This is a genomic window from Cellulomonas gelida (genome assembly GCF_006538725.1).
GTDB lineage: Bacteria > Actinomycetota > Actinomycetes > Actinomycetales > Cellulomonadaceae > Cellulomonas > Cellulomonas gelida.
Genome location: NZ_BJLQ01000015.1, coordinates 25,697 through 39,120, shown reverse-complemented (window position 1 = coordinate 39,120; position 13,424 = coordinate 25,697). Strand labels below are relative to the sequence as shown.

Sequence of the window (13,424 nt, the reverse complement as noted above, 5' to 3'; positions counted from 1 at the left end):
CACGGGCACGTGAGGGATGCTGGTCACGTGCACGTGACCACCCTCGGACCGCTCGCGCTCGACGGCCGGCCCGTCCGCGGCGAGCGGCTCGCCGCCGTGGTGCGTGAGCTCGTCGCGGCGCGCGGGCGTGCGGTGTCCGTCGGCGCGCTCGTCGAGGCCGTCTGGGACGGTGCGCCGCCCGACGACGAGCAGGGCGCCGTGCAGGCGCTCGTCTCACGCGTGCGTCGGCTCGGCCTGCCGGTGCAGTCCGTGCCGGGTGGCTACCGGCTGCCCGCCGACGATCTGTCGGTCGACTCCGATGAGGCCCGCGGGCTCGTCGGCGTGGCGCGCGCTGCCCTCGAGGCGGGCGATCTCGTGGCCGCCGCCGACGCCGCCGCGCGGGCCCGCGCGCTCCTGCCGCCGGCGCCCGACGACGCCGCCGCGGTCCGCCTGCTCGCCGAGGCCGCCGACGTCACGGCGCGCGTCGCGCTGCGCACGGACGGCCCGTACGACGAGACCGACCTGCGGCTGCTCGCGACGCGCACCCCGCCCGACGAGCCGTCCGTCGCGCTGCTCGTGCGCGTCCTGGCCGCGCAGGGCCGCGACGCCGAGGCGCTCGAGGTCGTCGAGACGCTGCGGCGCGACCTCGCCGAGCGGTACGGCACGGACCCGTCGGCCGTGGTCGCGGACGCGCACGTCGCGCTGCTGCGCGGCGAGCTCGGCCCGACGCGCGCGCCCGACGGTGGGCGCCCCGCCGCCGCGCCCACCGTCGGGCCGCCGGCCGGGTCGTCGACCGCCGCCGCGCACACGCTCGACGCCGCCGGGCGCTCGACGGCACCGACCGCGCACCTGCCCTCCGCGTGGCGTCGCCCGCCCACGCCGCTCGTCGGTCGCGAGGCGGACGTCGCGGCGGTGACCGCCGCGCTGCGCGACGCGGCGGTCGTCACCGTCGTCGCGACCGGGGGTGCGGGCAAGACCAGGCTCGCGGCTGAGGTCGCGCGGCTCGCCGCCGAGGCCGGGCAGCAGGTGCACGTCGTCGAGCTCGCGGGGCTGCGGTCCGCCGACGACGTGCTCCCCGCGGTGATCGGCGAGCTCGGCGGCTCCGAGACGGTCCCGGCGCTCCCCGAGGTCGGCGTCGAGCGGCGCGTGCTGCCCCGGCTCGAACGGCTGCGCGCCGCCGCGCAGGAGCTGCGAGGGCTCGTCGTCCTCGACAACTGCGAGCACGTGCTCGCCGCGGCCGCGGACCTCGTCGCGGACCTGCTCGACGTGGTCCCGCCCGACGTCACGATCCTGGCGACGTCCCGCGCGCCGCTCGGCCTCGTCGGCGAGCGCGTGCACCGGCTGCCCGCCCTGCCCGACACCGACGCCCTCGCGCTGCTGCGCGCCCGCGCCGAATCGGCCCGGCCCGGCCTCGTCTGGGACGACGCGCGCGCGCTCGAGCTGTGCCACCGCCTCGACAGCCTCCCCCTCGCGCTCGAGCTCGCGGCCGCCCGCCTGCGCTCGATGCCGCTCGAGGACCTGCTCGACAGCCTCGCCGACAGGTTCGCGCTGCTCGACGACGCGCTGCGCGGGCTGCCCGAGCGCCACGCGAGCCTGTGGGCGCTCGTCGACTGGAGCCGCGAGCTGCTGCCGGACGACGAGCGCGAGCTGCTCGCCCGGCTCGCCGTGGTGCCCGGCTCGTTCACCGCGGCGCTGGCCGCGAGCGTCGCGGGCGTGCCGGACACGCGGCGCGGGCTCGCGGACCTCGTCGACCAGTCCCTGCTGGTGCTCGACGACGCCGGCCCCGGCCCCGCGCGCTACCGCATGCTCGAGACGGTCCGCGAGTACGGCGAGGCGCGCCTCGACGCCGCGGGCACGCGCGCCGACGCGATGGCCGGGCTGGTCGCGTGGGCCACGCGCGAAGCCGTGGACCTGAGCGACCGGATGACCGGCGAGGGGCAGCTCGACGCGTTCGCGCGGTGCAGCGACGAGCAGGAGGCGCTGGTCGCGGCGCTGCGATGGTCGATCGAGCACGACGAGGCGGCGGCCGTCGAGGTCGCGTCCGCCCTGTTCCCGTGGTGGACCGTGCGCGGTATGCACGTGGAGGTCGTGACGTGGGCCTCGCGGCTCGTGCACGTGAGCGAACCGGCCGCGCGGCGACGCTCCGCGCTGTTCGTCGGCGCGGCCTCGGGGCGGCGCGTGCCGCACGGCGAGCTCACCACGACCGTCATGCTCCAGACGGCGGTCAACGGCGGCATCACGACGACGCTGCGGCTGACCGCGCTCGCCGGCCGCGTGCTGCGGCGGCTCGCACGCGAGCAGTCCGACGAGGTCCGACCCGGCTCGGCGGCGCTGGCCGCGGCAGTCCCGTCGCTCGTCTCGACCGACCTGGCGGCGCTCGAGGACTCTGCGCGGTCCCTCACCGCGCAGGACGACGAGTACGTCCAGGCGCTCGGCCTGTTCCTGCGCGCCGCGGTGCGGGAGAACGCCGGCGAGACCGACGGGTCCGCGCAGGACGCCCGCGCGGCGTTCGCGATGTTCGAGCGGATCGGCAACCACTGGGGCATGGGCATGGCCGCGCAGGGGGTCGCGCAGTGGTCGGCGGCGCACGGCGGCGACGACGCCGTGGAGTGGCTCGAGCGCAGCGTGCACCACCTCGAGCTCGTCGGCGCCGTGCAGGACGCGCGCAGCCTGCGGGTGCTGCTCGACGTGCAGCGCGCAGTCGAGGGCGACCAGGACGGTCGAGCCGCGCTGCACGACGTGGTCACCTCCCCGCGTGAGGAGGCGATGGACCGCGCGCAGGCCCTCCTCGGGCTCGCGATGGTCGCGCTGTCCGACGGCGACAACGCGAGCGCCGTGACGCATGCGCTGCGCGCCGTGCAGACGGTCGCCGACGACGAGTCGTCCGTCCCGCAGGCACGCATCGTGTTCCGCGTCTCGGCGGTCGTGCTGCTGCTGCAGGCCGAGCGCGACGAGACCGACCCGGCCCGCCGCGCAGCCGTCGACGCGGACGTCGTCGCGGCGCTGACCGCCGCCATCACCGACGCACGGGGCCTGAGCGACATGCCGGTCGTCGGGGCGTTCGCGCTCGGCTGCGCCGAGCTCGTCGCGTGGCGCGGCGACGACGAGGACACCGCGGTCGAGCTGTGGGCGCTCGGCACCCGGATGGGGGCGAGCGTCTCGAGCATCGCGCTCCAGGTGGGCAAGAACCGGTCGCTCGCGAGCAGCCTCGCGGGCACGCGCGGGCAGGCCCGGGCCGACGAGCTGCGGCCGCGTCCCGCGTCCGAGATCAGCCGCTCGATCCTCGCGCTGGCGTCCCGCCTGCTGGGCCCCGCGACGCAGCGCTGACCCCGCCGGCCCCGGGTCGACCCGGCAGACGACGGGGTCCGCGCCGCCCAGCGACGCGGACCCCGCTCGACCGTCAGACCTTGCGGCGGTAGGCGCGCAGCGCCAGCGGCATGAACACCGCGACCAGGCCCACGCACCATGCGAGCGTCCACCACACGTGGTTGCCCACCGGCGTGCCGAGGAACAGCCCGCGCATCGAGTCGACCAGGTGCGTCAGCGGGTTGACGTCGACGAAGCCCTGCATCCAGCCGGGCAGGTCGTCGGTCTGCACGAACACGTTGGAGCCGAACGTCAGCGGCATGATCAGCAGGAACATCACGCCCTGCACCGCACCGGACGTGCGCACGATCATCCCGACCCACACGCTCACCCACGACAGGCAGACCGCGAACAGCACGGCCAGCAGGCACCCGGCGACCGCCTCGAGCGGGCTCGTCGCGATCCGGAAGCCCATCGCGTAGCCCGTGCCGATCGTCACGACCGCGACGATCACGTACCGCACCACGTCGCCCAGCACCGCGCCCAGCAGGGGTGCCGACCGGGGGATCGGCAGCGACTTGAACCGGTCGAAGATCCCCTTCTCCATGTCGGTGTTGAGGTTCACGCCGATCGCGATCGCGCCCATCGCGATCGTCTGCCCGAGGATCCCGGGCAGCAGGAACTGCAGGTAGTCGCCCGTGCTGCCGGCGACCGCGTTGCCGAAGATCGTCACGAAGATCGCGAGGAAGATGATCGGCTGCAGCGTCACGTCGATCAGCGCCTCGGGCGTGCGCCACGTCTTGATCAGGCTGCGCCTGGTCAGCGCGGCGGAGTGGCGCACCAGCGGGAACGGGCGGGCCGGCGCGGCCGCGGCCGCGCGCGGTGCGGGCTGCGTGCGGGTCGGTTCGAGAGCCGTGGTGGTCATGCCGCCACCTCCTTGCTGGTGTCGCGGGCGCTGTCGTCGGAGCCGGGCTCGGCCTCGTCGGACGTGGTCCGGCCGGTCAGGGTGAAGAAGACCTCGTCGAGGCTCGGCAGGTGCAGCGAGAGCTCCGTGACACCGATGCCCGCGGCGCCCAGGCGGGCGACCGTCGCCGTGAGCGCCTCGTCGCCGGCCACCGGGACCGCGAGCATCCCCTTGCGGATCTCGTCGGCTGCGGCACCCGTGCTGACCTGCGAGAGGATCTGCGCGGTCTCCGCCAGGCGGGTCTGGTCCGTCGGGCGCACCTCGAGCGTCTGGCCGCCGACGATGCGCTTGAGCCCGTCCGGGGTGTCGTGCGCGATGACTCGCCCGTGGTCGACGACCGTGATCTCGTCGGCCAGCGCGTCCGCCTCCTCGAGGTACTGCGTGGTGAGCAGCACGGTCGAGCCGTCCGAGACGAGCGAGCGGACCACGTCCCACATCGCCTCGCGCTTCGCGGGGTCGAGTCCGGTGGTCGGCTCGTCGAGGAAGATCACGTCGGGCCGTCCGACGAGGCTCGCGGCCAGGTCGAGGCGGCGACGCATGCCGCCGGAGTACGTCTTCGCGGGACGGTCGGCGGCGTCCGCGAGGTCGAACCACTCGAGCAGCTCGACGGCACGGGCGCGGGCGCCCTTGCGGCCGAGCTCGAGCAGGGTGCCGAACAGCACGAGGTTCTGGCGGCCCGTGAGGTCCTCGTCGACGGACGCGTACTGCCCGGTCAGGCCGATCATGTGCCGGACCTTCTCGGCGTCGCGGACCACGTCGAGGCCGTTGATGCGGGCCGTGCCCGCGTCGGGGGTGAGCAGGGTGGACAGGATGCGGACGGTCGTCGTCTTGCCGGCGCCGTTGGGGCCGAGCACACCGAGCACGGTGCCCCGGGGGACGACGAGGTCGACGCCCTGCAGCGCCTTCGTCTCGCCGAAGTGCTTCACAAGGCCCTCGGCCTCGATCACCAGGTCTGGGTTCATGCCGCCACCCTGACCGCCCCGGCTGACACGGCCCCGACACCCCACCGACACCACCGACACCACCCCGACCCGCCCCACCGGACCCCCGCGCGCCGCTCCCCTGCCCCGCCCCCACCTCGCGACCCAGCGACTGCTCAGGCCAACCCGCCCCACAGCCGGAGCAACCCCTGGCTCACGCCACCACCACCCCGCGACCCAGCGACTGCTCAGGCCAACCCGCCCCACAGCCGGAGCAACCGCTTGCTCGCGCCACCGCCACCCCGCGACCCAGCGTCTGCTCAGGCCACACCCGCGATGAGCCGGAGCAGGCGCTGGGTCGCGGAGGGGGTGGGGTCAGTAGAGGTCGCGGCAGAGGAGGAGGAGGGTGGTGTCGTCGACCGACGACGGGTCGCTGCACTCGCGGACGACGTCGTCGATGTCGACCGGGCGCGTCGGGTCCTCGCGCGTGAACGCGCCGACCAGCCGGGCCAGGCCCGCGCGCAGGTTCGTCGAGCGCGAGTCGACGAGCCCGTCGCTGTAGAGCACGACGCCGCCACCGGGCTCGATCACGAACCGGTGCGTGGGCGGCTCCCCCGAGCCGACGCCGACGGGCCGGTCCACGCTGACCTCGAGCAGCTCGGCACCGCCGACCGCGTCGAGCACGAGCGGGCGGGGGTGACCCGCGATGGAGACCTCGACCTCGCCCGTCGCCTGGTCGACCGCGGCGACGACGACCGTGGCCATGTCGGTGGCCATCGTGCGGCGGGCCACCACGTCGGTCCAGCGCAGTGCGTCGGCCGGACCGTCGCCGCGCAGCAGGAACGCCCGCAGCGAGTTGCGCAGCTGGCCCATCGCCGCGGCGGCGGACAGGCCGTGCCCGGCGACGTCCCCGATGACCACGGCGATCCGCCCGTCGGGCAGCTCGAGCGCGTCGTACCAGTCGCCCCCGACCCGACCGCCGGGTGCGGGCACGTAGCGCGCGTGCAGCTGCCACCCCTCGACGTGCGGCAGCTCTGCGGGCAACAGGGAGCGCTGCACGGTCTCGGCGACGCCGAGCGCCCAGCGGGTGCGCAGCAGGAGCGTCTCGAGCAGGCGTCGGCGCAGGTCGGTGACCGAGCGCAGCTCCTGCGCGGTCCACGGCGCGCTCCGGCCGCGAATCGTCTGGGTCCACTTCTCGAACGACTTGCGCGGGCTGAGCCGCACCTCGTCGCCCTCACGCCGTGCGATCGCCTTGTTCTGCGGGTCCCCGCCCCAGGACACGTCGTGCACGGCCTCGCGGCGCAGCCAGACGATCGCGCGGTCCTCGGGCAGCCGCACCGCGAGCAGCCCGGCGACGCCCGGCAGCGCGTCCGCGAGCGCGGGCTCCTGCGCGCTGAGCTCGGTGCGCGCGGTGACGTCCTCGGGCTGCGCGGCGATCCACTCGCGCAGCGGCGACGGGTCGTCGGGCACCACGCCCTCGACGCTCCGGGTGTCGTCGCCGAAGACCACGACCCCCTGCGCGGGCACGAGCTCGAGCAGGGACACCCCGGACGCGGTCCGCCCGACGAGCGCGTCACCGAGGGTGTGCGCGGCGTCGCGGGACGCGATGAGCAGGCGCACGAGCGTCGCCTCCGCGGCGAGCGCCGCCTGCAGCTCGTCCTCCTCGGCCCGGGCGACCAGGCGCAACGACAGCGACGACCCCAGGAACTCGGCAGCCGCGCGCACGCCGTACGGAGGGTGGTGCGGACCGGAGTAGTGGTGGCACGCGACGAGGCCCCACAGCCGCCCGTCACGCAGCAGCGAGATCGACATCGACGCGGCGACGCCCATGTTGCCGAGGTACTCGAGGTGGATCGGCGAGACGCTGCGCAGCACCGAGTGCGTGAGGTCGAGCGGCTCCCCGGTCGCCGCGTCGACCCCCGGGACGAGCGGCGCGGGGGTGTACCCGACGTCGGCGATGAGCCGGATCCAGCTCTGCTCGTACAGCGCGCGGGCCTGCGGCGGGATGTCCGAGGCGGGGTAGTGCAGCCCGAGGAACGAGTTGAGGTCCGCGCGCTTGGCCTCCGCCACGACCTCGCCGTTGTACTCGGCGTCGAACCGGTAGATCATCACGCGGTCGAACCCGGTCAGCGCCCGCACCTCGTGCGCGGCCACGTCGTACAGCTCGGCGAGCGACTGGCTCGCGCTCAGGCGCTCGAGCGCGTCACGCACCGCCTGGTAGGTGTTCGGGAACGAGAACGGCCGCGGGCCGGTCGACGCCTCGAGCTCGACCACGAGCAGGGTCCGGTCGCCGACCACCACGCGGTGCAGCACCGCGTCGACCTCACGCGGGCCGTCGGGCGTGGCCGCGACGACGACGAGCGGGTTGCGCTGCCGGAGGTTGCCGAACGTCCGCACGTGCGCGCGGATCTGCTCGGCCGGCTCGCTCCCGAGCACGGCGTCGAGGTCCGCCCCGAGCGTGTCCTGGACGCTGCGGCCGAGGAGGTCCGCGACGTTGGCCGACACGTGCTCGACGACGAGCTCGGGCTCGGTGACCGCGAGCAGCACACCGTGCGGCTGGACCGAGCCGGGCACGTGGATCGGCTCACGCGCGCAGTTGTCGAGGTCGACGGGCTCCCCGGGTTCGAGCAGGTCGGCCATCGGTTCGCGGTCGGACATCCGCTGGCACCTCCTCGTCGACATTTTCGGTGTGCAACCTAACTCACGCCACCACCTCCTCCGTACGGGCCCGGCGCGCGCGCGTCGGGCGCACGAGCGCGACGACGACGAGCACCGACGCGACGGCGACCAGCACCCCGAGCACGGGCCAGCCGGTCGCGGTCGTCGCGAGGCCCGCGCCGAGGGAACCGACCACCGCGGCGGCGGTCGCGACGACCTCGGCCACGGGCTGCACACGCCCGCGCTCGGCGGGCCGGTACGACGCCGCGACCATCGCCGCGCCGCCGCTGCCGGCGAGGTTCCACCCCACCCCGGCGAGCGTCATCGCGACGACGAACGCGACCATGTCCGGCCGCACGGTCGCCAGGCCCGCGGCGGCGAGCACGAGCGCACCGAGTGCCGCGACGCGCCGCTCGCCCAGCCGCCCGATCCACCGCGCGACCAGCAGCCCCGGTGCGTACATCCCGATCATGTGGAGCTGGACCGAGAACGCCGCGTGCTGCTCGGTGTGCCCCATGTCCATGCCCGCGACGGGCCCTGCGGTCATGAGCGAGCTCATCGCGGCGGCCGCGAGCGCGGTGACCAGGACGCCGAGCACGAGGACGGGCTGGCGCCACAGCTCGCGGTGCGAGCGCGCCGCGGCCGCCGGCGCACCCTCGTCGGCCCGGCGGGGTCCGGTCAGGTGCGCGAGGTCCCGCGGGAGGCGCGCGTTCCACCCGCACGCGAGCACCGCGAACCCGGCGACCAGCAGGTACGACGCGACGTACGGGGTCGAGCCGAGCCCGCCGACGGCCGTCGCGAGGAACGGCCCGACGAGCGCCGCGAGCAGGCCGCCCGCGAGCAGCGTCGTGATCGCGCGCGCCCGCTCGTCGGGGTTCGCCTCCGCGACCGCGTACCGGTAGTAGCCCGCGCCCGCCTGGTACACCCCGACGAGCGCCGTCCCGACGCAGAACAGCGCGAACGAGCCACGGTGGACCGCGTACGCCGACAGGAGGCCTGCCGCGACGGCCGCCAGCGGCGCGAGGGTGAAGACGCGCCGGTACCCGCTGCGCCCGATCCACCGCGAGAGCGCGAACGTCGAGAGCACCGCGACGACGGGCATGAGGCTGAACGGGAGCGTCGCGAGCGCGCGCGTCGGCGCGAGGTGCGCCCCGACGATGCCCGTGAGGGTCAGGTCGATCGAGATGCCGAACGTGTAGAGCGACTGCGCGGGGACGAGCCGGCGCGTGAGGCGCGGCCCGTCGACGCGCGGGGGCTCCACGAGCGCGCGAGTCGGGGCGTCAGGTGGGGTCACGCGACCACCCTGGCGGGGTCGGGCTCCGTCCGACGAGCGGCAGGATTGCCACTGTGCGCTAGATTCTCGCCATGAGCGTGGACGGTCCGGTGCCGAGGCCCTCGCGCGTGCGCGACGTCGCCGTGCTGGCGCTGCCGGGCGCGCTGCCGATGGAGGTCGGCATGCCGTTCCAGGTGCTCCAGAGCCGCACCGCCGAGCACTACCGCCTGACGCTGTGCGGGCGGAGCCCCGGTCCCGTGCCCACCGCGGGCGGGTTCCCGGTCGTCGCGCAGGCCGGGCTCGAGGCCGTCGTCGCGGCCGACACCGTGATCGTCCCCGCGTACGACGACATCGACCAGCCACCCGCCGACGACGTGCTCGACGCACTGCGCACCGCGCACGCCCGCGGCGCACGCGTCGTGTCGATCTGCGTCGGCGCGTTCGCGCTGGCCGCCGCCGGACTGCTCGACGGTCGGCGTGCGACGACGCACTGGGCCTACACCGACCGCCTCGCGGCGCGGTACCCGCTGGTCCGCGTGGACCCGGACGTGCTGTTCGTCGACGAGGGCGACGTCCTGACCTCCGCGGGCGTCGCGTCCGGCATCGACGCGTGCCTGCACCTGCTGCGCACCGACCTGGGTGCCGCGGTCGCCAACCACGTGGCGCGCGCGATCGTCGCGGCACCGCACCGCGACGGCGGGCAGGCGCAGTTCATCGCCCGGACCACCCCGCCCGACGCCGCGAGCACACTCGCGGGCACCCGCGCGTGGGCCCTCGACCACCTGCACGAGCCGCTGACCGTCGCGGATCTCGCGCGGCACGCGAGCATGTCGCAGCGCACGCTCGCCCGGGCGTTCGCGGCCGAGACCGGCGCGTCACCCCTGCGCTGGCTCACCGCTGCGCGCGTCGACCGCGCACGCGAGCTGCTCGAACGCACCGACTGGAGCACCGACCGTGTCGCCCAGGAGTGCGGCCTCGGGACCGCCGCGAACATGCGCCTGCACTTCCACCGCCTCGTCGGCGTGAGCCCCTCGGACTACCGCCGCACGTTCGTCGGGAGGTCGTCGCCGGTGTGACGCGACGGCTCCCGCGGGCCGTCCGACAGCGGACCGTCCGTCATCGCGGAGCGCGAGCCGCGCTGATGAAGCCCGCGAGACGCCGCTCGACGGCGGCCGGGTCGGGCTGCAGGCCCTGCGCCGGGCCCGCGAGCGCGGACAGCACCGGCGCCGGGCCGACGAGGGCGGCGCGCTCGGCTGCGAGCAGCGCGGCGCCTGCCGCGACCGCCTCCTCGTCGGCGACGACGTCCAGCGGGACCGGGCTGCACCACCGCTTGAGCGCGGCCCACGCGGGGTTGGCGATCATCGGGCGGCCGAGCGCGCGCACCCGGGCGGGCGGAGCGCCCGCGAGCGCCGCCTGCGCGTCGAGCATCCAGCGCGCCTGCAGCGCGGCACCGAGCAGCACGCCCCGCAGTGCCGCGACCGGGTCGGTCGGCACGGGCCCGACGGCGCGGAGCGTCGCGGCCGCGTCGGGCGCGGGCGTCTGCCGCCCGTGCACGTAGGGCAGCACGACGAACGGGTCGCGGCCCTCGGCGACCGCGCCGACCATCGCATCCGTGGCCGCGGGCACGCCCGCGACATCCGGCATCCGCGCCACCTCGCCGACGAGCAGCGCGACGAGCGCGTCGTCGACCGCCGACGCGCGTGCCAGCAGCGCTGCGCGCTCGTCGGCGGGCGCCACGTGCGCGAGCCAGGCCGCGACCGCGCCACCCGCGCTCGACGACCCCGCGACCAGGGCGGGCGCGTCCCCACGGACCGTGCGCACCAGGCTCATGCCCGCCGCCGCGACCGGGACCCGCTCGGGGTCCGCCGCCAGGACGGTGCACACCACCTCCGAGGTGCCGACCGAGTCCGCGACGTCGCCCGCGGCGCGCACCCCCGCCGCGAACGCGCCGACCGCGTGGTCGTGCCCCGCGACCGTGACGGGCGTGCCGGCGAGCAGCCCCGCGTCGGTGAGCGCGCCGGCGCGCAGCGGGACCGTCTCGCCCGGGCGCAGCACCCGCGGGACCTGGTGCGGCGGGAGGCCGACCTCGGCCAGCAGGTCCGCGTCGAACGCCGCCGGGAGCCCGGTCCGCACGTCACCCAGGCGGTACGCCATGGTGCGGCCCGCGAGCGTGTGGTCGGTGACGAGCCGGCCCGTCAGGCCCAGCACGACGAGGTCCGCGGCACCGGCCCACCGACCGTCACCGTGCAGCGAGCCGACCGCGCCCCCGCGCTCTCCCGCTCCCGCGGCCGCACGGGAGCGTGCGCGGCGGCCGGACTGCTCGTCGCGCAGCCACGCCCAGGTCGCGAGCGGGACCTTCGCCGACGCGCGCACGCCCGTCGCCGCGAACAGCTCGGCACGGCCCAGCCGGGCCGCGAGCGCGTCGGCCTGAGCGCCCGCGCGGTGGCCGTCCCAGCGCAGCCAGTCGCCGCGCGGCTCGTCGTCGGGACCGATCGGGACGCCGGTCTCCGCCATCGACGCGACCCCGACCGCCGCGGGGACGGGTGCGTCCGGCGCCGCCGCGAGCACGCGGCGCGTGAGGTCCGCGACGACGCGCAGCAGGTCGGCTGGCCCCGGGGTGGGGGCGGACGCGACCGAGAGCGTGCGCGGTGCGTCGACGTCGACGAGCGCGACCTTGGTGTGCGTCGTCCCGACGTCGATCCCCAGCGCGGTGGTCACGCCCAGCATCCTGCCGTCCCCCGCGGGGCAGCGGGCCTCGGTCGCGGACCGCGCGCCGGGCCGTGCCAGGGTGCGTCAGGCGCGCGGGCGCCTGCGACGGTCAGACGTCGGTCAGATGCCGGTCAGCGGTCGTCCGCGGTCGGGCGCCACAGGACGACCGCGGCCGCCGACGACGTGATCGCGCGCGGCGGCTGGGCGACGCGCGGCGTGCGGGGTGCGCGACGGGTCGCGACGACGTCGCCGCGCGGGTCGGCGGTGAACACGCGTCGGCCGGGCTCGACGAGCGAGCGCAGGTGGTCGACCTGTCGTTCGAGCCGGTCGACCTGCATCTCGAGCTCGAGGATCCGCTTGATCCCGGCGAGGTTGATGCCCTCGTCCTGCGACAGCCGCTGCACGGCGCGCAGCGTCACGACATCGCGCATCGAGTAGCGGCGTCCCCGCCCGGCGGTACGGCGCGGCGAGACGAGCCCGAGCCGGTCGTACTGGCGCAGGGTCTGCGGGTGCATGCCCGCGAGCTCGGCGGCGCGCGAGATCACGAAGATCGGCGTGTCCTCGTTCATCGCACCCCCTCGCGTCGCGCGCCGCCCCCGCCTCGACCGAGTCCGACGACCAGCTGGGTCGTCACCGGCGCGCCTGGTCCATGAGGGAAGCGCGGACGTCCTCACCGCTCGTCGCGATGCCGAACGCCTGGACCGCCTCGCGCGCCGCCTCCGACAGTCGCTGCGGCACGACGACCTGGACGGACACCATCAGGTCGCCCGCGTCCTTCGCGTCCTTGCCCGGCACGCCGCGCCCCTTGACGCGCAGCGTGCGGCCGGACGGGGTGCCCGCGGGCACCTTGACCCGGACCGTGTCGCCACTGAGGGTCGGCACGTCGACCGTGGCCCCGAGCGCGGCCTCGTCGAACGCGATCGGGACGGTGATCTTGAGGTTGCGACCGTCGAGCGAGAACACCGGGTGCGGCTTGACGTGCACCGTGACGACGAGGTCGCCCGCGGGTGCACCCGGCTCGCCCGGGCGCCCCTTGCCGCGCAGGCGGATCTTCTGCCCGTCGCGCACGCCGGCCGGGATCCGCGCGTTGACCGTGCGGTTCTCGACCTGCAGCGAGACGGTCGAGCCCTCGACGGCCTGCCGGAACGGCAGCTCGACCGCCGCGGCCAGGTCGACGCCCGGCTGCGGGCCCCGCTGGAACCCGCCGCCGAACATCCCGCCGAGGATGTCCTCGAAGCCGCCCGCCCCGCCCTGCGAGTACCGGACGCGGGTGTTGCCCCCGCCCGGCGCCCCGGCGCCGAACATGCCGCCGAGGATGTCCTCGAAACCGCCGGCGCCCCGACCGCCCGACGTGAACCGGGCACCGCCGGTCATCGCGCGGATCTGGTCGTACTGCTGGCGCTGCTCGGCGTCCGAGAGCACCGAGTAGGCCTCGCCGATGTCCTTGAACTGCGCCTCGGCCTTCGCGTCACCCGGGTTGTGGTCCGGGTGCTTCTCGCGCGCGAGCTTGCGGTAGGCCTTCTTGATGGTCGCCGCGTCGGCGTCCTTGGGGACGCCGAGAACCGCGTAGAAGTCCTTCTCCAACCAGTCCTGCCCGGTCACGGCGCCTCCTTCC

9 protein-coding genes are annotated in these 13,424 nt (G+C 75.9%); 2 read left to right on the top strand and 7 right to left on the bottom strand.

The genetic code is table 11. The features are described 5' to 3' along the window. The first annotated feature begins 27 nt into the window (after positions 1–27). Positions 28–3,306 (top strand): AfsR/SARP family transcriptional regulator, encoded by a 3,279-nt coding sequence (locus tag CGE01nite_RS08675; protein ID WP_229747587.1) that lies wholly within the window; start codon positions 28–30, stop codon positions 3,304–3,306. 73 nt (positions 3,307–3,379) lie between these two features. Here CGE01nite_RS08675 and CGE01nite_RS08670 read toward each other — a convergent pair whose 3' ends face one another. The 4 genes from CGE01nite_RS08670 to CGE01nite_RS08655 all read right to left on the bottom strand — a co-directional run bounded on the left by CGE01nite_RS08670 (position 3,380) and on the right by CGE01nite_RS08655 (position 9,121). Beyond that, the gene (locus CGE01nite_RS08670) at positions 3,380–4,210 is read right to left on the bottom strand and encodes an ABC transporter permease (RefSeq protein ID WP_141370299.1); all 831 of its coding nucleotides are present in this window, start codon (positions 4,208–4,210) and stop codon (positions 3,380–3,382) included. Continuing rightward, positions 4,207–5,211: an ATP-binding cassette domain-containing protein gene (locus tag CGE01nite_RS08665; RefSeq protein WP_141370297.1), complete on the bottom strand. Its 1,005-nt coding sequence runs from the start codon at positions 5,209–5,211 to the stop codon at positions 4,207–4,209. The genes CGE01nite_RS08670 and CGE01nite_RS08665 overlap by 4 nt, the downstream gene beginning before the upstream one ends. Positions 5,212–5,544: 333 nt before the next feature. Continuing rightward, positions 5,545–7,827: a SpoIIE family protein phosphatase gene (locus CGE01nite_RS08660; RefSeq protein ID WP_229747586.1), complete on the bottom strand. Its 2,283-nt coding sequence runs from the start codon at positions 7,825–7,827 to the stop codon at positions 5,545–5,547. 43 nt (positions 7,828–7,870) lie between these two features. Then, positions 7,871–9,121, bottom strand: coding sequence for an MFS transporter (locus tag CGE01nite_RS08655; protein WP_141370295.1), 1,251 nt, complete (start codon positions 9,119–9,121; stop codon positions 7,871–7,873). A 71-nt stretch (positions 9,122–9,192) separates the two neighbouring features. Here CGE01nite_RS08655 and CGE01nite_RS08650 point away from each other — a divergent pair, with 71 nt between their 5' ends. Further along, positions 9,193–10,176, top strand: a complete 984-nt coding sequence (locus tag CGE01nite_RS08650; RefSeq protein WP_141370293.1) for a GlxA family transcriptional regulator — start codon at positions 9,193–9,195, stop codon at positions 10,174–10,176. Between the two features lie 40 nt (positions 10,177–10,216). Here CGE01nite_RS08650 and CGE01nite_RS08645 read toward each other — a convergent pair whose 3' ends face one another. The 3 genes from CGE01nite_RS08645 to CGE01nite_RS08635 all read right to left on the bottom strand — a co-directional run bounded on the left by CGE01nite_RS08645 (position 10,217) and on the right by CGE01nite_RS08635 (position 13,411). After that, positions 10,217–11,818, bottom strand: a complete 1,602-nt coding sequence (locus CGE01nite_RS08645; protein ID WP_229747585.1) for an FGGY family carbohydrate kinase — start codon at positions 11,816–11,818, stop codon at positions 10,217–10,219. Positions 11,819–11,940: 122 nt separating this feature from the next. Further along, positions 11,941–12,378 (bottom strand): heat shock protein transcriptional repressor HspR, encoded by a 438-nt coding sequence (locus CGE01nite_RS08640; RefSeq protein WP_141370289.1) that lies wholly within the window; start codon positions 12,376–12,378, stop codon positions 11,941–11,943. Positions 12,379–12,439: 61 nt separating this feature from the next. Further along, positions 12,440–13,411: a DnaJ C-terminal domain-containing protein gene (locus tag CGE01nite_RS08635; RefSeq protein ID WP_048341313.1), complete on the bottom strand. Its 972-nt coding sequence runs from the start codon at positions 13,409–13,411 to the stop codon at positions 12,440–12,442. Positions 13,412–13,424 lie beyond the last annotated feature (13 nt).